This is a genomic window from Peptoniphilus lacrimalis DSM 7455 (genome assembly GCF_000378725.1).
GTDB classification, from domain to species: Bacteria; Bacillota; Clostridia; order Tissierellales; family Peptoniphilaceae; genus Peptoniphilus_A; species Peptoniphilus_A lacrimalis.
The window spans coordinates 1-21,076 of the sequence record NZ_KB900380.1 but is presented as its reverse complement, the minus strand read 5'-3'; the positions used below and the strand labels follow the sequence as shown (position 1 = coordinate 21,076).

Genomic DNA, 21,076 nt, shown 5'->3' with positions numbered 1-21,076 from the left:
GTCTGGTCGAGTAGGTCGGGGATATTACTATCCCTTTCCCCTCTAAGAACCGTGCATGAGAGTTTCCCCTCACACGGCTCAAGTTTTTATAAGCCCTAATTAAAGAGCCAGCGTGTTTTCTTCATCATTTATATGCAATTTTCTATGACACCAAGGGTGTACTAAAGTTTTAAGGGTAATGTTATTTTGAATTGTTTGATGTACTCTAAAGTCTGTATCAATAGTTATTTTCTCTCCACAAACAGGACATATTCCATTTTGCATTTTATACAGTCTATTTATAACTGTACGTCCTTTAAGTTCGTTTCGTATTTTTAACTCTTCTCTTTCTTCAAAGTATATTTGCCAATTTTCATCAAATGGATTTGCTTCAGCTTGTATCTTGGTAAATCTTTTAATATCAGTGTCTGTAGCATATTTAAGACGAAGATAGTATTTCTCACCATTTTCCATTTTGTCGCCAGTTGCTACACTGAAAGTCCAAGTTCTATTTCCAATGGTATGGAAGTATTTCTCAGCTATCCATTTTCTACCTTTCTTTGGGTGTCTACGAACGCACCAGGTCCACAAGCTTTTATATATTTCATAATCAAGTTTTTCAAAGGCTTTAGATGAAACATTATATTTCTGATAGTTTACCCAACCTATAATGATTGGATTTAATTTTCTAATCAAAATTTCTTGTTTCATTGACGGATTATCTTTTATGATTCGTCTGATTTTATCAACAATAGCCTTGAAGTTCTTATCAGATGGTTTTGTAAGCAACTTATCTTTATACATCCTAATATTAACTCCAAGAAAATCAAAACCGTCATTTATATGTGTTATGAGTGTCTTTTCCTCTGATAATTCTAAACCTCTTTCAGCCAAGAATTTTACAATGATTGGCTTTACACCATTTTCAAGCAATTCTGCACTTTCCCCTGTAACGATGAAATCATCTGCATATCTAACAAAGTTAACCTTTGGGAAATATGTTTTCTTATTTACTGTTCTTCTATGGTATTTCTCTTTGATTGCTTTTTCTAAACCATCTAATACCATATTGGATATAATAGGTGATATTGGCGAGCCTTGGGGACTTCCTGTTTCTGTTGTAAATAGTTTTTGTTTTTCTATATATCCACACTCAAGCCAAAGTTTTAATAATTTCTTGTTCATTGGAATATTATTTAATATCCATTCATGACTTATATTATCAAAACAACCTTTTATATCTCCCTCAAGTACCCATTTTGCAGATTTCTTTTTATTAAGTGATGTAAAACACTGCTCGATAGCATCTTGTGTACATCTTTTTGCCCTAAATCCATAAGAATTAGGGTCAGCAGTAGTTTCTGCTATGGGTTCAAGTGCAAATTTATATAGGGTTTGCATTGCTCTATCTGTCATTGTAGGAATGCTGAGAGGTCTTTTCTTCCCATTTTTCTTTGGTATATACACTCTTTTAAGAGGCTTAGGTTTATATCCTTTTAAATTTAACTTTTCTATCGCCTTATACTTTGCCTGTGATGTTAGCCATAATTCACCATCAACACCACTTGTTTTCTTGCCTTGATTTTCAGTTACCCTCTTAATAGCCAAGGCTTTTGCATAAAATGAAGTTGTGAGTAAATGTTGTAAAGATTTTACCTTTCCGTATTTACTCATTTTCCACGCTTTCACAATACGCATTTGTAGTTTTTTAACATAGCTTTCTGCTAGAGAAAAATCTATACTTTCCCAGTCTTTAGCTCTGTTAGTAGTAGCACACATTTTACTGTTCATTTGCTTTCTCCTTTCAAAAATTCTACAAGTTCTCTTGTGATTAAAAACCAAATGGAAGTCTGCACTCTTTCAAGTTAGGGCAAATTTTGAACCCCTATCCATCTCATTACAAGATGGCATTCGCTTTTTCCATTCTCCTTTACCTGCACCATTATCAGCATTTCTTACGATTTGCCTTGCCTTATGGCAATAGTACAGGCTTACCATGTTCCACTTAATTAACATTGATAACTTAGGCTCTACCTCTCTGCCGGTAGTCTTTTTGTCCGTGTAATCCCACTATGGAAAGGATTATCCGACTACACACCATTTTGGTTCAGGCTTATCAGCAACTTTAGCCTGTTCGCCTTAACGACATTTATCAGTAGTTCACATATGTTAGCCATATTATCAAGCCTCGCTCCCTAACCACCTTGTTGCTGGCAGTTTCGGTATTTCCTCACGGTTTTACCTCAAGTAGGGTTACTTTAATATCGGCTTACCACACCTAAGTGCAGTCGATACTCGGCTCAACTAACGGAATAGTTGGTTTGGTCATCATGCCAAACAGTTAAATTAAGCGACTTCATGTCGCACCCAAAGGTACGCATCAAAGGTATTCTCCGTTACATATCTGTATATGCTGACTTCTTTGTTTTCATTTCCCTGTCTTACAATTCTGCCCGCACGCTGCTCAAGGTCGGCAGGACGCCATGGGACATCTAAATCATGAAGTGCAATCAGCTTGTTTTGCACATTCGTTCCGGCTCCCATTTTCTGTGTAGAACCCATCAAAATACGAATTTCGCCTTTTCTTACCTTTGCAAAGAGTTCATCCTTTTGCTTATCGGAATTTGCTTCATGGATAAAGGCTATTTCTTCTTTCGGTATTCCCATTGCCACAAGTTTTTCTCTAATATCATCGTAAATATTAAACGCTCCATCTCCTTTTGGAGTTGACATATCGGAGAAAAGAAGCTGTGTGGACTTATTTTCTTTTGTCTTATCCCAAATGGAAAAGACATTTTTCACGCACACATTGACCTTGCTGTCAGGATTATCCGGAAGCAGTGGATTGATTAAACGCTGATCTAAGGCGAGTTTCTTGCCGTCATTAGTAATCTTCAGCATATTATCTTCGTCAGGCTCTACTACCCTGTTTCTCACATCATCAGCTCTTTCCGATAAGCTCTTTAGGATTACCTTTTGCTCCTCACTTGGCAAAGTTTTAATAACTTCATAGTGTGCTTCAGGTGTTGGAAGATTTAGCATATCTGCTGTCTGAATATCCGCAACTTCTTTAAACATAGACATTAGTTCAGGAAGGTTATAGAACTTGGAAAATCTTGTCTTTACTCTATACCCTGTTCCCTCCGGAGACAATTCAAAAGCTGACTGCGTTTCACCAAAAGTAGAAGCCCAGCTATCAAAATGCTCCAAATTATTCTTTTTAAGGCTTTCATACTGAAGATAACGCTGCATAGTATAAAGCTCTGTCATCGAGTTACTGACAGGCGTTCCTGTGGCAAAGACAATTCCTTTTCCACCTGTCATTTCATCCATGTATCTGCACTTCATAAACATATCGGAGGACTTAAAGGCTTCAGACTGTCCAATACCTGCTACATTCCTCATTTTTGTGTAAAGGTATAGATTTTTGTAATTATGTGCCTCGTCAATAAAGAGCTTATCTACACCTAATTCTTCAAAGGTAATGACATCATCCTTCTTAAAATCATCGTTTAACTTTTCAAGCCTTGTTTCAAGTTTCTTCTTTGTCTTTTCAAGCTGTTTTACCGTAAAGTTTTGGTTTCTGTCATGCTTATATTCTTCTACATAGTTTATAATTTCATCAATCTGATCCTGAATATGCTTTTCCTGATATTCCTTACTCATCGGAATTTTTTCAAACTGCGTATGCCCGATTACAACGGCATCATACTCTCCTGTGGCAATTCTTCCGATAAATCTTTTTCTATTTTTCGGCTCAAAATCTTTCTTATCTGCAACCATAATGTTAGCTGACGGATATAGCTGCATAAACTCACGACCGATTTGACCTGTTAAGTGATTGGGGACAACAAACAAGGACTTACTGCACATTCCAAGCCTTTTACTTTCCATCGCAGACGCCACCATTTCAAAGGTCTTACCACTACCTACCACATGGGCAAGCAAGGTATTTCCTCCATAAAGGCTTCTTGCTATGGCATTTCTTTGATGAGATCTTAAATCAATTTCTGTGGTCATTCCCTCAAGGGAGAGCTTGCTGCCGTCATATTCTCTGTTACGGATAGAGTTAAAACGCTCGTTATATATCTTTACAAGACGGTTTCTTCTTTCCTGATCGTTAAATATCCAGTTCTTAAATTCTTCTTTTAGAAGCTCCTGTTTCTGCCCTGCAAGAAGCGTTTCCTTTTTATTTAATACAGAAGTTTTCGAGCCGTCCGGATTTACAATCTGATCAAATACCTTTGTTTCTTTTAAATTTAGAGCATCTTCAATCAGCTTATAGGCATTTACCCTTGAGGTGCCGTAAGTCATCTCTGCAAGGTCATTTCCTCTATCCCTGCTCTTTCCTTCTACATTCCATTCGCTTGTCAGATTTGAAAATTTAACCTTAATATCCCATTTGGCATATCCCGGAGTTTTAAGCGTTTCAAAGATGAATTTTTCAATATCCTTAATCGGTATCCAAGTAGCTCCGAGTCTTACATTGATTTCACTTGCTTCAAGCTCTTTTGGAAGAACTTTTATTAGCTCTGCCTTTTGGTATTCCAAACGGTTCATCTCATAGCTTATCAGCTCTTTTTCTTTGCCATCTTCCGCATAGCCAAGATGAGGCAACTCTCTTTCCGTTTGTCTTAGCTTTGCAAGATAGCTGTCTACAATAGCAATCTTATCTCTGATATTTCCGCTTAGGTACTCATTCTTTGTTACATAGCCGTACTTATATGAATTACTGCCGTTTGCACAGGCAAAAGGTAAATCTCCATCTTCAAGGTTAAAAGACAATGGTCTATAAAAGTTTTGTTCTTCTCTGATGTTTAGATAGATTTCCCCTCTAAGTTCTTCTATCAAAGTCGGTCTGTCTTTTCCTGTAAGGCTTCCCATATACTCAAAATCCACATATCCTTTTTCTGATACCGATAAAACAAGAGCTTCAAGGGAAGTGTCTACATGGTCGATAACCTTCGCCTTTGTGATTGTTCGCTTGGAGAAAATATCTCCCTTTGCTTTGAAGTTTTCTTCTTCATCAAGGATTTCAATGGAAGAAACAAGCGGGAAGTTGCTATCCTCTTTTAAGGCTCTGGTATTAGAAAGGTTGTTGACATATCCATGCTTCTTAGAAAAGCTGTCATAAATTTCATTTAGTTTTTCCTGAGCTTTCTTTACTTCATCATCTGAAAAATCTTCTTTCTGTTTGTAAATAACGTCCTTTAAGGCAGCATTTAACTCAAGATAGTCCTTAATCTTTTCCTTGTTTTTATCCGTTACTTCTTTCTTTACAAACAGGGAGTTTTCTCTGTAATAAACTTCATCATCAATAATGGTGTAGGAGAAATTCTTGACATCGTCCGTTGCGGGTATTGTGCTGATTTCATCATCAAGTAGCTCTATTTCTTCATAATTAGCATTTTTAGCGATTTCTTCGCTTGCTTTTGTCAGTAGCTCCTTTAAGTCTGTGTTTTCTTTTGGCAGGCAAGCTATTGTATTCCCAAATCTTCCGGATATTTCTTCCATAGAACCAAGCACCTGTTCAGGATGATCAACAAAGTATTTGTTATATAAAAGCCCGTTTTCATCTTCAGCAAGGTGAATCCAATCCTCATCCCTTTCTCTGATACTGTCCCTTTTCTTTAGGAAGATAATATCTGAGGTTACTTCTGTTCCTGCTACGCCCTTAAAGGTATCGTTCGGAAGTCTTATCGCTCCTAAAAACTCTGCTCTTGCTGCAAGGTAGCGTCTTACACTTTCGTCCTTTTTATCCATCGTTCCGCTTGATGTAATAAAGGCAATAATACCTCCGTTTCTTACTTTATCAATGGACTTGGCAAAGAAATAATCATGGATAAGGAAGTTATTTTTGTTATACTCCCTGTCATTTACCTTATATTCTCCAAAGGGTACATTGCCGATAATCGCATCAAAGAAGTTATTTGAAAAGGAAGTTTCTTCAAGCCCCTTAATCTGTATATCACTTTCAGGGTATAAGAGTTTTCCAATTCGACCGCTTACTGAGTCAAGCTCTACACCATAAAACTTAGACTTGTTCATTTCATCAGGGATATTGCCTATAAAGTTCCCTATTCCCATACTTGGCTCTAAAATGTTTCCCTGTTTAAATCCCATATCCAAAAGTGTCTTATACACTCCGTCAATCACTGTTTTCGGTGTGTAAAAGCTCGTTAAAGTAGATTCTCTTGCAGCTTCATATTCTGCCTGCGATAAGTTCTCTTTTAGAAAGCTCCTTACTTCTTTCCACTGTCCGCCTTTTTCTTCATCGAATACATCAGCAAGTCCTCCCCAGCCAACATACCTTGCTAAAACTTTCTGAGCGGTAATATCTAAATCTCTCTCACCTCTTTCAATTCGATTTAACATCGAGATTGCTTCAAGGTTATTGTTTAATCTCTCACTTGGAGATAACTTGTCAGGTAGCGTTTCTTCTTTAATTTTGAAGTTATGAGCTTCTGCTTTCTTTATTTCTACTTCTTCAGTAGTCTGCTCTGGATGTTTATATGTTTGATTTTGAAATACCCTCTCAAGGTCGCCTTCCAGACGATAAGGAATCACATCGGAGCCTGTTATCATACCGCCAAGATATTCTGTATTGTCCTTAACCGTTACCGTCTTTAGGTTATTTCCCATATCATCAAAGCGTGTGATGGTATAGTCTTTATCCTTGTATTTGACTTCATCTCCGACAATAAAGTTCGGTCTTTCAAGGCTTATCTGCTTCATAAGATCCTCATTATCTGTAAAGGCTACAATCGGAATTTGATGATTGCCTTGCCTTACAGGATCAAGCCACAAGTCATTTTTTCCTGTGATTTCATTTTTAGAAATTTCTCTGACTTTGTATTCTTCATGATGAAAGTAGACGGTATCACCTGCTTTAACTGCAAAATCCTCTAAAGGGATTTCCTCTTTTTTATTCAGTTCTACTTCTTCTCTTTCTTTGAGGTAATCAAATAAGGTAGCTTGAACTGTGTCAGCCCTTCTAACTTCTTCTGTTTCTTCAGGTGCTTCAAGTTCTTCTTCTACAAAGCTAAGTTCTCCATTAAAGACAGACTGAAGCTCCTGCTCATCCATCTGCTTTTTAAGTTCTGTATCTTTCAGCTCTCTAAAGGTCTTTGGAAAACCTTCTAAAATAAGCCTTTGGGCATTTAATTCCTTTAGTTCTTCAAGATTAAAATATCCCCATTCAGGTTCAATCCCAAGTACCAGTCCAAAGGCATCGCCACTTTCCCTGTCATATTCCGTCATATACCAAGTCCAATTAGAACGGAAAGGAATGATATATGCAGCATGAACCTCTTTATCCGCTAATGCTACATCCTCCTGTGCGTAAAGCTCCGGCACTCTTTCAAGCATTTCATCGGTCATTAAGTTTTCAGGAGCATCTTTGGAATAATATTGTGGTTCTTCAATCTTTGACTTGTTTTCTGTTTCCTTTTCTTCAAGATAAAGATTTTTAGAAAACAGCTCGTCGATATGCTTTGCAACACTTGTCCAAGTAAGAAACACATCATTACAATCATTTTTCTGTAATTTAAGTCCCTTAGCATCGTGCCATTCATCACTTCCCATTGCTCCGGAAACAGCATGGGAATGTCCTCCAATTCCATATTCGTCTTTTAAGAAATTCGCTTTTTCCTGAAGCGTATGATTTTCTTTAAAAAACTTGGTGATTCGTTCTTTTCCTCTATCAACGCCACTTCCTCTTGAAAGACTTTCAAGGACTTCATCTTCTGTAATAAAGGACTTTACCTTCGGAAGTTCTGTCAAATTGGTGCTATATTCCTTTCGTGGCAGCTCAAGTTCCTGTAATTTCTGATAAAGGCTATCTACCTTGTGATAGTGAAACCTTAGTACATTCCTATTTTCTTTATATCCTGCTATAAATCTGTCATATTCTCTGATTGTTTCTTTCAGATACTCAGGATTTTTTAATGCTTCAGATAATCTTTTTGTTTCTTCCGAAAAGCCCCCACCTCTTTCAAAAAGTTCAAAATATCCTTGCTCTTTTCCTTCTTCACTTAAATCATGAGATAGATACCATAGAGATTCTGAAATCCGATCTCTTTCATAATCAAGAGCTTCAAAAAGCTCTACATTTGTAGCAAATTCCCCACTATTAAGAAGTTCATTTATCCTCTTTGCAGCATCATTCCAGTTTAAGACCTGCGTATCATCTTCTCTTGCAGAAGTTCCATAGGCTAAATGAATGCCTTTATCCGAATACCAGGAAGATACTTCTCTTTCATCAATGTAAAACCCGTTTCCGCCTTTAAAGGTATCTTTGAGGTATTCTCCCAATTCTTCTACTGTTTTTTCTTTGGAAAACTCAGCAATAACAGGAAGTCTGCCGCCATCGTGATTTCCTCCGTTAATAAGGACGGTATCTATATCATTCTCAGTTAGCGGAATCGTAAGGCGTGTCTGTCCATAGGAGTTTTCTGGTAAAGAAAAAGAAGCCTTTTCAGCTTCTCTTATCTCTACATCAATATTTTCTCTTAACCTTCTACTATTTCCTTGATCGTCATCTCTTTCAAAGCTGAAATCATTGCTTTGTACTGTGGATTGCTCTCTCCCTCTATCTTCCAAGCTGCCATCAGCTTCGGCTTCTCTCTTCTCATAAACTCTATCGCCTGTTTCTGAATGTCCATCAGGTGTCCTGTCAACTTCTTCTCCTTGTATAGATCTACTAACATCTCGAAGTTGCTCTGCTCCTCGCTCTGTGAAAGAAACTCCAGCCTCATCACTGCGTAGGTCGGATTTGGATACTTCCTTATGAAGTCCGTCTCTTCCTCCAAGCTGTTTAGCGTATTCTCCCTGATTTTCTCTATTATCTCGTCTGTACTCTCCATTTCGGAGAACTCGCCCGTTTTCATTTCTTCCCTGATCATCTCGTCGAAGTACATATTCTTCTACCTCCTCCAATTCTTCTTTAATCTTATTATATCCCGCTTCTTTTCCTCTTAAAACTTCTTTTTGCAGCTCAAGTTCTTTGCTTTTTTGAATGGTCGCATCAATAATCTTTCCGCTAATATCCGATACGCTTTCACCAAGACTCATTAGAGATATGCTGTCAAGTCTTTGAAAATTCTCTCTTAAAAGCTCATAATCTATCGAATAATCTAACTTAAATCTTGATGCTACCGCATAGCTTACCGAGTCCCTTACAAACTTTGTAAAGGATATTCTATCCTCATCCGCTATTCTAAGTTCATTCATTAAGGTATCTATTTTTTCATCACCGTAGAGTCTGCTTAAAGAAAAGATGTTTTCAAGTGTGCTTTTACTTTCCTCATAGCCCTCGCTTTTTATCATTTCCTTTAACACATCTTGATGATTTTCTTTGTCAAACTTCCAAAGATTTACTTCGTTGACATCTCTGTTTCTTGAAACTGTCTGACCTATATCAAAAATATAGTCCACTTTCTTGAATGTGCCATAGTCCTCTAAAATGGGGATACCTTTCTGTCCTCGCATTACTGTTCTATTAAAACGTTCCCTCCAGTAGTCAAACTTGGCACAAGCTATTGCTTCAGGATTTTTATCATAGATACTTAATTGACTTCTAAAGTCATATCTTTGATTGTTTCCGACAACCTTTAAGAGCTTCAGATACTCTGCTTCACTATGAAGCACATCTTGTTTTATAAGCTCCAAAATGTTATGAAAATCATTTATTCGCATTTTTACCTCCTTCGTTTTTCCAAACAAAAAAGGCGGTTAGATTTTACTCTAATCACCTTTTACGCATTATATTATTAAATTTTATTCGTTTGTTTCTTCCGCAATATCTACATATTCTTTTAATTTTCGTTGCAACAAATTCTTATCTATCAGTTTTAATGTATACTCCGATACCATTGTAGGCGAAAGACTTCTACTTAATGCAAATTCTACTACCTCATCATCTTTTGAAGCACAAAGGATTACTCCTACGCTTGGATTTTCAGTTTGTTTCTTTACTTCTCTATCCAGTGCTTCTAAATACAGGTTCATTTTTCCGATATATTCCGGCTTAAACTCTCCAATTTTTAATTCAAATGCAACTAAACAAGATAGTCCCCTATGATAGAACAACAAATCTACATAGTAATCATGATTGCCAACCTGTACCCTATACTCATTACCTATAAAGGAAAAATCTTTCCCAATCTCTAAAATAAAGTTCTTCAGATTCTGGAGAATTGACTTCTGAAATTCTCTTTCATTTCCAATCTTGGGAGCATCAAGAAATTCTAAAACATAACTGTCCATAAACAAATTATGCGTCTCTTGTTTTGCCCTTTGTATAGCAGGCAAATCGTTACTATTTGAAAGCATATAACGTTCATAATAGCCACTGTCCATCTGCCTTACCAACTCTCGGTGAGTTAGATTCTCCTTAATTGCTAAGTTAATGTAGAATTCTCTTTCTTCTTTACTTTTAGATCCTGACATTATTTTCAAATGATTAGACCAGCTCAATTGTGTCAACAACGTTGACACTTTTTCATCATCCTTATATAGCTCATAGAATTGCCTCATTCTATAAAGCCCCCTACGGGTAAATCCTTTTAAATCAGGATAATTTTCAGAGAAAAAATCGGCAACATTTTCCACAAAATTTGACCCATAACCTGCTTCTTTACTTTTCTCACTTATATACTTTCCCACTTCCTGATACATCAAAATCAATTCTTCATTGACTTTTCTATAAGCACGATCCTTTGCACTTTCGACAATCTTAACAATATCATCAAACTGATGATTATCTTTTCCAATATCTGTATTCTGCAATACCATCTTATCCTTATTCATTGTTTCACCTACCTCTAAAAACGTGCTGTTATTTTTTAATGTTTTCTTCAATAAAAGCCTTAGAATTTTGAATTTGCACTTTATCTTTATTAACTACAAAAGTAACATAATCTCCATTTTCTAAATTTAAAAGTTCCCTTATCCTTTTCGGAATAGTAACCTGTCCTTTTGCCATAACTTTTGCAGTATCCATAAATATATCTTCCATATTTACTTCCTTTCGCCCTACTTTTCCTACAAAATTATAGCACTTTTGGAGTATTTTTTCCACTCTGAATTAGTTATCTCTTACTTACTATATGTCAGAACAACCTCTTTTATTTCATTTTCAATTGCTTCTAAAAATTCTTCCTTTGAAGATTTCCCTTTGGCAATATCCGCTAATTCCATTTCCCACTTTGCAGTTGTTTCCGCTGACTTAAAGGTATCGGATACTATTGTTACAAGGCTGATCCCCTTATGCGTGGCAATCAAATTTTTCTTATCTCTTTCGACAAAACCCTTATAGATTAAGTTTTCAATAATTCCTGCCCTTGTTGCAGGTGTTCCAAGTCCCTTTCTTTCCACTTCTACACCTTTTTCTAAGGCTTCATTTCCTGCAATCTCCATAGACTTTAGAAGCGTATCTTCAGTGAAGTGTTTCGGTGGTTGAGTAAATTTTTCTTTAATCTCTTTATTTTCAATACTTAAAACATCACCGATACTTACATCAGGAAGCTCTATGAACTCATTCTTCTTGGACTTGTATTCTTTAAGGTATTTGCTAAAGCCCTCGTCTCTAATTACCCTTCCTGAACTTGTAAATTCAAATCCGTCAAATTCAGCTACAATCTTTGTTGTGTTTTCGACTAATGGATAGCCTACACTTGCGTGAAGCTTATTAGAAATAAGCCTATATACCTTCGCTTCACTATCAGGGATACTCGATAAATCTTCACTTAACGAGCTTACTGTCGGAATAATAGCGTGATGATCCGTAACATTTTTTGAGTTAAATACCGTCTTGATACGCTCTGTATCAAAATCATTTTTTCCTAAAATGTTATTGACCGTACTTACAATCATATCTTCCGTTAAGCATCTGCTGTCTGTTCTTGGATAGGTAATTAGTTTCTTTTCATACAGGCTTTGAGCATAATCAAGCGTCTGCTTTGCTGAATATCCAAAATATTTATTACACTCTCTTTGAAGTGTTGTTAGATCAAAGGGTAAATCCGGCTTTGTAATCTTTTCTTTTTGAATGACATCAGTTATTTCAATATTATCGCCTATTAAATTAATAAGCTGCTCTGCGGTTATTTCATCACCAATTTTGTCTGTCGATAATGTAAAGCCGTTCATAGAAAGCTCTACGGTGTAGTATTTTTCTTTCTTAAAATTATTTATTTCTTCATCTCTTTTTACAATCATGTAAAGCGTTGGGGTTTGCACTCTCCCGACACTGTAATTTTGCTTATACAGGCAAGAATATAGCCTACTGATATTCATTCCGACAAGCCAGTCTGCAATAGCTCTTGCCTGTGCCGATTCAAAGAGCTTATCGTAATCTTTGCCATTCTTTAGATTGGAAAATCCCTCTTTGATAGCACTATCTTCCATTGACGAAATCCAAAGACGCTGCATTTTCTTTTTGCATTTAGCTTCGTTATATACCAGTCGAAAAATACTTTCTCCTTCTCTTCCCGCATCGCACGCATTGATAACTGTATCAATCTCCTTATCATTCATCAGTTTTTTAAGGATATTAAACTGCTTTTTTGTAGCCTTTGCCACTTCAAATTTGTACTGCTTCGGAATAATCGGCAAATCCGATATATTCCACTTAGCGTATTTTTCATCATAAGCGTCCGGATTTGCCATCTGAATTAGATGGCCTACGCACCAAGATACCTTATATCCATTTCCCTCATAGTATCCATCTTTCTTTTTTGTAGCTCCTATTACCTTTGCAATTGATATAGCTACACTCGGTTTTTCTGCTATCACAAGTATATGTTCCATGTATATTTTTCCTCCTGCTTTCATTGTAAAAGGGCGAAAGATTTTACTCTCCCGCCCTGCGTTTGCACCCATAACAATATATTTTAAGATGCATTTATTCTTCATCATAAGCTTCTGTTTCTTCTGCTTCTCCTATTTCTTGCTCACTTTCTGCTTCCGAAAAGAAATCATCATCTTCTTCCTCTAATGATTCAAGCTCCTTATCCTCTTTCTTTTTTACGACCTTAAAGTAATAACCTGCTCCTAATGCTCCGCCTATAACAAGAAGCAGAATAATATATGTTCCTAAATTACTCTTTTCTTCTTTTTTCTCAGGCTTTACTTCTTCCTTAGTTGGCTCCTCTTTGCTAATCTCCTGCTTCGGAGCTTCTTTCTTTTCAACCATATTTAGAAGATCATCTTCAGATACTTCCGTTAAAAGCATTACATTTTCTTGTGTCTCATCGTGGTTGATGATGAGATGGAAGGTCTTACCGTTTTTCGTTTGAAAGGTAATAAACTGTCTTGCATCAGCAGAATACAGATCTGTTTCTTTGTTATCACCGCTATCCCCGTGATGAATTGGATAGTCCTTATTCGCATTGTCCTTATTTTCCGTAACGGTTCCTCTTGCCTTTGACGGAGCAGAAGCTACTCCCTTATTGGTATTTACAGTCTTACTTGTCCCGTCCATAGATGAATCCTGATTGTTATTGGCAGGAGCTTTCGGTGTCAGCTTATTAGGATAGCGAATATCTTTCTCTTTCGTTTCAGAATTACTTGTATCTTTTACAGTATTTTCTGAACTCGCCTGTGTAGTTGTGCTTTTTCCTGTATTGTTTACAGGTGTTTGATTTGAAATGCCTGAGTTTTTCTTAATTCCGGAAATAGGACTGTTCAGTGCAGGCGGATTAGATATTACGGGAGCCTTGTTTGCTTCATTTGCCTTTTCCTCAAGCTCTTTAATCTTTTTATTCAGCTTATCCATTTCCTTCTTCATTTCTTCTGATAAGTCCCTATTTTCCTTATCTTTTTTCATTTTTTCTTTCAAGCTTTCAATCTGGGCTTCAAGTTCTTTGATTTTTTCTTTCTGATTATCGCTTAATTTGTCTTTATCCTTCATTTCGCTATTTAACTTATCAAGTTTTTCCTGAAGCTCCTTAGCATCTTTTTCCATTTTGAAAATATCATTTTTAGAAAGCTCTGTCTGCGTTGATTTATCTTCCGTCTTTGGAGTTTTCGTCTGCGAGCTTTCATCCTGTTTCGGCTTTTCTTCTTCTGTCTGAGTCTCTTTATCTTTAGCCTCAGTCTTTGCTACCTTTCGGATAATTTCATCATTTCCATCGCCTTTTACTTCATAAAATAGAAACTCATCAATAAATTTCATATTATCAGGGAGCATCGGCAGATCACCGCTGTCAAGAAGCTGTCCTTTCTCAGCCTTTATCTTTTCTTCCTTATAAACTTTTTCATCTTCAAAGATATACTTTACATTTACTTCCACTTGTGTTTGGACAGCTTTATCGCTTGTAGGTGCTTCCGTTAAGCTTTGCTCATGAGCATAAACAACTGTCCAAAGACCCAAAAGGCAGCTTATACTTACAACGACTGCAAGTGCTGCTGTCCAAAACTTCTTATTCTTTTTCCAACTGGTTTTCATTTGACTTCTCCTTTTTCATTTCTACTCTTTGTCTGTTTACCTTTGCCATCAAATCACTGATTGTAATGTTGTTCTTTCTGCAAATGGCAATGATTTCTTCGTTTTCAAGTTCTTCTTCACGAATAAATAAAGGCTCCAATTCTTCATCAATCAAAGCCTTTTTATCCTTCAACTTCTTTATTTTGTTTTTCACTACCGTTAATTCTCGTTTCACATTGTTACCTCCTATTTCTTTACGTTTGGTGGGAATCCAAATCCTACGGGATGATGCTTGCAGAAAGACGCAATCCAATTGTCTAAAGTGGTTACTCTTATTCGTCCAATATTATCCATAACTTTACCATCTCCAATATAAATTCCTACATGACCATAGGTAAGTCCTGCTGTGCTTCCACTACTACTGCTTTCCACCGCTACAAGCATTCCCACCTTGAGTTTTGACCTGTCTGATGTAAAAGTATAGTTTCTGTACATATCGCAGGCATTTCCGCCAATATATCCAAGACCTGCATTTTGATAGACCTGTGAAACCCACATGGCACACCAGCCTGCACCCGGAGATGGCGTGATGTATGCAGCATTAACAATCTTCTTTTGAACTTCACTTGATGCTTCATACTCAACTCCACCACCTACGCCACCATTTGCACTGATAAGGTCAGAATTTCCAAAGGCTTCTCCCATATTTCCTTGTGCAAGGAATAAGGCTTCATAGTGCTTTAAGTTATCGGGATAATCAGCAAAGACCTTTCGGATAATGCTGTCCATCTCTTTTTTATGCAGCGTTACAATGAGCTTTTTATACTCATAAGGTTCTTCATGACTTTCGGTATATTCGTTGCCATCTTCATCGGTATAGGTGTCTGTAACTGTCCTGTATCTGATTTCAACTTCTTCCCTATATTCAAGGTCATACATGGACTCAAACAATTCTTTTAATATGGATTCTACTTCCGATACACTCTTTACCTCTCCACATCTTGATGTAATATAGGATAAAAGCTCATGGACATTATGACCAATATACTCTGTATTATTTAAGATGTACTCGTCATAGCCGGGATAGTTATTTTTGACATGATCAACCTCATTTTGAAGCTCACTCTCCATAGCAGAAAAGCTCTGATTGATTTCATTTAGGACATTTGGCTTTGACAAATAGCTTGTTGTAAGAATAGAACTTGTGGAGTTCATAAAGCCTGTCATTCCCGTTCCTGCAAAGTTGATAAAGAAAGTTCCCAAAATAATAAGACCTATGAAAATAATCATAAGTCCCTTTGCTTTTCTTAATATAAATCTCTTTGAGCCTTTCAACGAGCCAATGAGGTTTTCTTTAATCCGATCTCTGAGCCTTGACTTATTCTCACGACGAATGGCTGCCTTTACCTGATTTTTCTTTTGAAATCTTTTATAGGCATTTGCTCTTTTATATTCATTCGTCTTTTTCAGGTTCTCTTTGGCATCACGAAATTCAAGCTTCGATTTTCGCTTCCTGATTTTATAATCCTTATTTGTAAGATCGTATCCTTTCTTCGCCTTTTTCTTATCAGAATATTTCTTTATGCCATGAATGAGTTTCGAGCTTGCGTCCGCTGTCTTTTCTCCTGCCTCTACCCCTTTATTTTCATCACTTCCATGAGAAAGATAATCCCTTACGGTTTCACTTCCTTTGGCAAGTCCTGAAAGGGCAGATACCTTTACCATATCTTTCTTTAGCTTTTTCCTCTGCTCTTTAGAAAGGCTACTATAAACTTTTTCGCTTGCAGCATCTTTTCCAGTCTTTTTACCTTCAGATTTATTTCCCTTTGACACATCTTCTTTTTTTCTTGTATAAAGGCTTTCGGTGTAGTTTTTCCTCTTATACTTTCTCTTTTTAGCCTCATGAGTTATAGAGGAACTTCCAAAAAACTCATCTTTTTTATGGAGATTATCATCCACATCATAGGTCGATTCAAAGTAGTCGCTGTCCCTAAAGTCATTATCGTATCTGTCTATAATCCCGTCATTATCAAGGTCTTTTCCTAAAGGATCATAGATTTTTCCATCCTTTACCTCCGTAATATAATCCGATCTTCCTGTTTCACTTACAGCAGCTATACTATCCTTATCAGAAGCTCTATATCTTGCATTTCTCTTGGATGTTCCATAAGCCTTTTCATTATCAGAACTTACCTTGTTTATTTTCTTATGAACCTTGTCCTGAAATCTGTCTTTGTCATGGACGATTTTTCCTCTGTAATCATCGTTGTGCTTTAGCTTACTTTCTTCAGATGTAGTGAATGTTTCACTATGGATCATTTCTCTTTCAAGACTTGCCTTATGCCTTTCCCTAAAATCCTTTTTCAGCTTTTTCCCCATAGGCTACCTCACTTCTTCAGGCTTGGTAGTCATCTTCTGATAGAGAATTGTATCTTTCGGGAACTTATCAAGGAAAGGAACAATGGTATTTCCAAAGAACAGTAATCCCTCGCCCTCATTTGAGTTGGTAACATATCTAAGCTGAGGAAGTGAGATTTTAAGTTTTCTTGCTAAAATTTCTCTGTCTCCTGACGCTTGATTTAGCATTAAGACAAAGTCGGTATTATCAAAGATATTTTCAATTTCCTTACTCATAAGTAGGTCTTTGACATTTTGCGTAATACCCGTAGGGATACCTCCCCACTTACGAAATCTTTTCCAAATCTCTACCGAATACGATGCTGTCTGTTCATCTTTTAGCAGCAAGTGGAACTCGTCGATATAGTACCTTGTAGCCTTGCTTCCTCTATTTTGAGATACTTTATTCCACACCTGATCCTGTATAACAAGCATTCCTATTTTCTTTAGCTGACTTCCAAGCTCTTTAATATCAAAGCACAGGAGTTTCTTATTTAAGTCCACATTTGACCTGTGATTAAAAACATTAAGGGAACCTGATACATAGATTTCCATCTCCGTTGCCAGCTTTTTACCGACCTTTTCTTCCTGTCCTTTTAACATATCGTATAGGTCTTGCAGTATTGGCATATTGTCAGGAGTTGGATTATCAAAATACTTTTCGTAAATCTTAGGTAAGCACCTGTCTATAACGGACTTTTCTTCTGCCGTAAGACCACTGCCGCCTACTACAAGCTCCAGCATACTCATAATGAAGTTTGCTTTGTCTTTCAGTGGCGCATCCCCATCGCCATAGTTCATATTTATATCAAGGGGATTCAGGTAATCTTTGGACTTACTGCTGACTTTAATGACTTCTCCATTAAATTGTCTTACAAGGTTTCCATACTCTCCTTCTGGATCGCAGATAATCACATCATCGTCCGTTACTAAAATTGCATTTGCCATTTCTCTTTTAGCACTAAAGTATTTACCACTTCCAGGAGTTCCGAGGATTAGACCGTTTGGATTTTTGAGTTTTTTCCTATCTGCCATAATCAGGTTATGGCTTAAGGCATTTAGTCCGTAATAAAGACTGTTACTTGAATTGATAAAAAGCTCCTCTGTGGTAAAGGGCATAAAAACTGCCGTAGATGATGAGGTTAGTCCTCTATCTATCTCAATCTTGTTTACGCCAAGAGGTAGCACGCTGATAAGTCCTTGTTCTTGCGTATGGTCAAGTCTTTTCAGCTTGCAGTTATGCTTATTTGCAATGGAACTTATCTGAGAGATTGTGTTATCAAGCTTTTGCACCGTTTTTGCAAAGTTCATAAAGACGATACTTACCACAAACATTCGTTCATCTCTTGTCTGCAAATCTTTTAAGAGACTCTTTACATCTTCTCCATAGGTGATTAAGTCCGATGGAAGAATGTCCATATCATAACCGCTTCTTACCGCTTTCTTATTTTCCTCAATTTTCATCTTGTCAATATCGGTATTTTTTCTCTTTACCATTTTAATAGCTTCCGATTGGTCGATTGCCTTAATATGAAAGGAAATATTGATGTTATCATCAATATCCAAAAACTCGGCAAGCATACGGTCTGAAAGCTCGCTGGCAAGAATTTGAAAATGGCTGACTGCCCCGATAAATTTTCCAAACTTAAAGTACCTTGAAGGCGTGAAGTTAAATTCATCAGGTACAATGTATGTTTTAGTGCTTTCCCTTTTCCTCAAATTTTTGTATGAAAACTCAAAGGTCTTATTGGGATTTAATATATCGTGAAGAATCTTGAGTCTTTCTTCCCCACTTAAACTTTCCGCACGAACTCCCATACTCTTTAGATTAGATAATATATCTATCTCCAGTCTTTCAAGTTTTGATGTTGCCTGCTCTAAATTATCCGCTTCTACTGTAAAGGTTACATACTTTGATTTTTTCAGTCCATTATTTCCCTTTACAATCTGACTTTTAAGCATCTCTCTAAACTCAAGACGTATATCGTCAAAACCGTCCTTTTTATCTGGTATCTGAATTGCCGACTTCATTTCTTCGTTTCGTCCAAGTTGATTGATATATGAAAACTCAATACTGATACTTGGATCAAAGGAGTTTAGAAAATTTGCAAACTGATTAAAAATAAGATCCCTATCTTCATCTAAAGCAAGTTGGTAGTTAATATCCTGAAAGGCTATGCTTTTACTAAAGTGCTTTTCGTCAAGCTGACATATACCACTTTTTAAGAGTCTATGATAGGGAATGGTATCTTCGACAGTATATCTTTTTGGTTCTTTTCTAAAAATAAGGTCAAGTAGCCCGCCTTTATCTTTTTTAGATTTTCCCTTATTTTGCTTTAAGTCCTGTCTTTGACTTCTTAACATCTTTTTGTTTTGTTCTAACTTTACCTGCTGAATCTTTCTTTTGTCTTTCAAGGTAAACCTCCTTTCTCACTCTTTTTTGTGGTTGATAAAACTTATGAAGGTAAATATATTTAAAATATTTCTCAAATGTCAGTCCGTCCTTTTCAAAAAGAGTGATGAAAAATATAGGGAGTGTGGACACAATGAGAAATATGACGGCTATATCATTTGGAACAACCTTTCGCATAAATAAATAGACTGGTAGTCCTACCAGTCCTGCGAGTGTGAAACCTATCATCTGCCTTTTGGTTAAGTTAAAAGCTACCTTTGTTTTTACCTTCTTTAGGTCTTTTGGGATTGGTACATACGCCATAACTTACCTCCCATCTTCTTTTTCTTTTGAAAGCTCCGCCATGTGTTCATATACAGAGCCGATTTCTTCCTGAATGCTTTCTATCTGTTTATCTGTATTTTTGTTATATCTTTCCTGCAAAATACAAAAGTCATTATGGCAGCGACCGATGTCTTTTGTTCTTTCTTCCAAGTCATTAATCTTGCTAAAAAGTTTGATTCTATCAATCACCGCTATAACACCTGCTCCGATTACTACTGATGTAAATACTGTTTTTCTTTTGATCATCCTATCCTTCCTTTCTGTTAGTGTGCATTTAATACGCTTTTGGCCAGAGTTCCGCTCTTTAGCATCATTAACCCCAGCAAAACCGCATATCCAAGTATCGTCATGGTACTTGTGTGTATATCTGTTATCTGTATTGTCTTAACTAATACTGCGTATATTCCAAGACAAACCATTAAAAAGAGTCCTTGTAGCCCAAGTGCAAATAGTCCTTTGATATAGTTTGTTCCAATTTGTCCCCACTCTTTGTTTCCCATTGTGGCAAATGGAATGGCTGAAACCGATGAGTAAACATAAATCTCAAACATTCTTCCGTAAACCACAAGCATGATTACAATGGAAATTACCTCTATGGCAACCTTTATGAGTGAGGTTTCAAAGAGAATCATGACAAGCTCTCCAAGCCCCTTTTCTTTTAAGGTATCCATCATTGCCACTATCTGATCTCCGGAAACGGTGGCAGAGGTATTTATCACCCCTGCCGCCTTATTTACCATATGTTGTGCCACATCAAAGACTGCCATTGAAAACTCAAAAGCATGAGATACTAACCATACAGCAATCCACATCTTGATGATGTACTTAAAAAATTCAAAGGTATCTGTATCGTGCATATTGTTCTTTTGCATTACCATATTGATAAGCTCAATACAAAGGACTGCTGTGATGATTAGTCCCGCTATGGGAATAATGACGGAATCGTTAATGCTTTTGATAAAGGCAAATACATCTCCGTTCCACCCCATGGGAGTTTTTCCTACATCTGTTGCAACTGCACCAACTTTATCGTTGATGTCAAGAAACATGGACTCTAAGTTTGCTTGGATACCGCCCAGTAGAAGTTCCTTAAAAAATTCTTCTATCTTGTCGAATATTCCAAACATCTAAGCTCTCCTTTTCTTCTTACTTGAGTACATTGGCAAGTAGCGGAATCAGCTTAAGTCCGATAAGGACAATACCGCCTCCTGCCATAAGCTGCTTAATACCTTGAGATTTTGCACCCGATAGTGATAGGTAATCCTTTGATGTTATCTCCGGATTTTCCCCCACTTCACACCGTGCATGCGACTTTCACCGCACACGGCGTTCCATCACAAGAAAGATTTTCACGTTTTAACTAAGACTTACACACTTCGTAACAAATTATTTTTTTCTCTAAATTAGTGGCAGTTCTGCCATTTTTCTAAGCTTATTACATTTCTCAATCTGCTTGACTGTTAACCCAAGCTCTTTTATATATTTTTGGATTGTATCTACTTTTGTTGCATGGATGAGTATATGAACTGCTTCTG

General features: G+C 36.8%; 13 protein-coding genes and 1 pseudogene. All 14 read right to left on the bottom strand.

The genetic code is table 11. The annotated features are described in order from the left end of the window. Positions 1–99 precede the first annotated feature (99 nt). Complete coding sequence (gene ltrA / locus F594_RS0108925) at positions 100–1,770, bottom strand: group II intron reverse transcriptase/maturase (protein ID WP_019034340.1); 1,671 nt, start codon at positions 1,768–1,770, stop codon at positions 100–102. 69 nt (positions 1,771–1,839) lie between these two features. Beyond that, on the bottom strand, positions 1,840–1,995 hold the full coding sequence (locus F594_RS09695; RefSeq protein ID WP_155802180.1) for a hypothetical protein: 156 nt from the start codon (positions 1,993–1,995) through the stop codon (positions 1,840–1,842). A gap of 351 nt (positions 1,996–2,346) precedes the next feature. Next, positions 2,347–9,675 (bottom strand): annotated as a pseudogene (locus F594_RS0108915) (helicase-related protein); the annotation flags it as partial. 81 nt (positions 9,676–9,756) lie between these two features. Beyond that, positions 9,757–10,788 (bottom strand): PDDEXK nuclease domain-containing protein, encoded by a 1,032-nt coding sequence (locus F594_RS0108910; protein WP_001030694.1) that lies wholly within the window; start codon positions 10,786–10,788, stop codon positions 9,757–9,759. Between the two features lie 28 nt (positions 10,789–10,816). Next, positions 10,817–10,996 (bottom strand): AbrB/MazE/SpoVT family DNA-binding domain-containing protein, encoded by a 180-nt coding sequence (locus F594_RS0108905; RefSeq protein ID WP_000389423.1) that lies wholly within the window; start codon positions 10,994–10,996, stop codon positions 10,817–10,819. Positions 10,997–11,076: 80 nt separating this feature from the next. Continuing rightward, a complete protein-coding gene (locus tag F594_RS0108900) occupies positions 11,077–12,789 on the bottom strand; it encodes a DNA topoisomerase 3 (RefSeq protein WP_007391818.1) in 1,713 nt (570 codons plus the stop codon). Between the two features lie 94 nt (positions 12,790–12,883). Continuing rightward, entirely contained in the window at positions 12,884–14,428 is a 1,545-nt protein-coding gene (locus F594_RS0108895; protein ID WP_000858450.1) for a CD1107 family mobile element protein, read from the bottom strand. After that, a complete protein-coding gene (locus F594_RS0108890) occupies positions 14,403–14,642 on the bottom strand; it encodes a hypothetical protein (RefSeq protein WP_000817944.1) in 240 nt (79 codons plus the stop codon). The genes F594_RS0108895 and F594_RS0108890 overlap by 26 nt, the downstream gene beginning before the upstream one ends. A gap of 11 nt (positions 14,643–14,653) precedes the next feature. After that, on the bottom strand, positions 14,654–16,786 hold the full coding sequence (locus F594_RS0108885) for a CHAP domain-containing protein (protein ID WP_000516790.1): 2,133 nt from the start codon (positions 16,784–16,786) through the stop codon (positions 14,654–14,656). 3 nt (positions 16,787–16,789) lie between these two features. Next, complete coding sequence (locus F594_RS0108880; RefSeq protein ID WP_019035335.1) at positions 16,790–19,219, bottom strand: VirB4-like conjugal transfer ATPase, CD1110 family; 2,430 nt, start codon at positions 19,217–19,219, stop codon at positions 16,790–16,792. Next, on the bottom strand, positions 19,131–19,520 hold the full coding sequence (locus tag F594_RS0108875; protein ID WP_000332203.1) for a PrgI family protein: 390 nt from the start codon (positions 19,518–19,520) through the stop codon (positions 19,131–19,133). The genes F594_RS0108880 and F594_RS0108875 overlap by 89 nt, the downstream gene beginning before the upstream one ends. Before the next feature lie 3 nt (positions 19,521–19,523). After that, complete coding sequence (locus F594_RS0108870) at positions 19,524–19,787, bottom strand: hypothetical protein (RefSeq protein ID WP_000595841.1); 264 nt, start codon at positions 19,785–19,787, stop codon at positions 19,524–19,526. A 17-nt stretch (positions 19,788–19,804) separates the two neighbouring features. Then, on the bottom strand, positions 19,805–20,668 hold the full coding sequence (locus F594_RS0108865; protein WP_000466907.1) for a VirB6/TrbL-like conjugal transfer protein, CD1112 family: 864 nt from the start codon (positions 20,666–20,668) through the stop codon (positions 19,805–19,807). 19 nt (positions 20,669–20,687) lie between these two features. Further along, complete coding sequence (locus F594_RS09580) at positions 20,688–20,834, bottom strand: Maff2 family mobile element protein (RefSeq protein WP_000504426.1); 147 nt, start codon at positions 20,832–20,834, stop codon at positions 20,688–20,690. Positions 20,835–21,076: the final 242 nt, after the last annotated feature.

Bases quoted from the DNA above. Each gene is read 5' to 3' on its own strand.
- F594_RS0108870 (WP_000595841.1), bottom strand. From the start codon at position 19,787: ATGATCAAAAGAAAAACAGTATTTACATCAGTAGTAATCGGAGCAGGT.
- F594_RS0108895 (WP_000858450.1), bottom strand. From the start codon at position 14,428: ATGAAAACCAGTTGGAAAAAGAATAAGAAGTTTTGGACAGCAGCACTT.
- F594_RS0108910 (WP_001030694.1), bottom strand. From the start codon at position 10,788: ATGAATAAGGATAAGATGGTATTGCAGAATACAGATATTGGAAAAGAT.
- F594_RS0108875 (WP_000332203.1), bottom strand. From the start codon at position 19,520: ATGGCGTATGTACCAATCCCAAAAGACCTAAAGAAGGTAAAAACAAAG.
- F594_RS0108885 (WP_000516790.1), bottom strand. From the start codon at position 16,786: ATGGGGAAAAAGCTGAAAAAGGATTTTAGGGAAAGGCATAAGGCAAGT.
- ltrA (WP_019034340.1), bottom strand. From the start codon at position 1,770: ATGAACAGTAAAATGTGTGCTACTACTAACAGAGCTAAAGACTGGGAA.
- F594_RS0108905 (WP_000389423.1), bottom strand. From the start codon at position 10,996: ATGGAAGATATATTTATGGATACTGCAAAAGTTATGGCAAAAGGACAG.
- F594_RS0108865 (WP_000466907.1), bottom strand. From the start codon at position 20,668: ATGTTTGGAATATTCGACAAGATAGAAGAATTTTTTAAGGAACTTCTA.
- F594_RS0108900 (WP_007391818.1), bottom strand. From the start codon at position 12,789: ATGGAACATATACTTGTGATAGCAGAAAAACCGAGTGTAGCTATATCA.
- F594_RS09695 (WP_155802180.1), bottom strand. From the start codon at position 1,995: ATGTTAATTAAGTGGAACATGGTAAGCCTGTACTATTGCCATAAGGCA.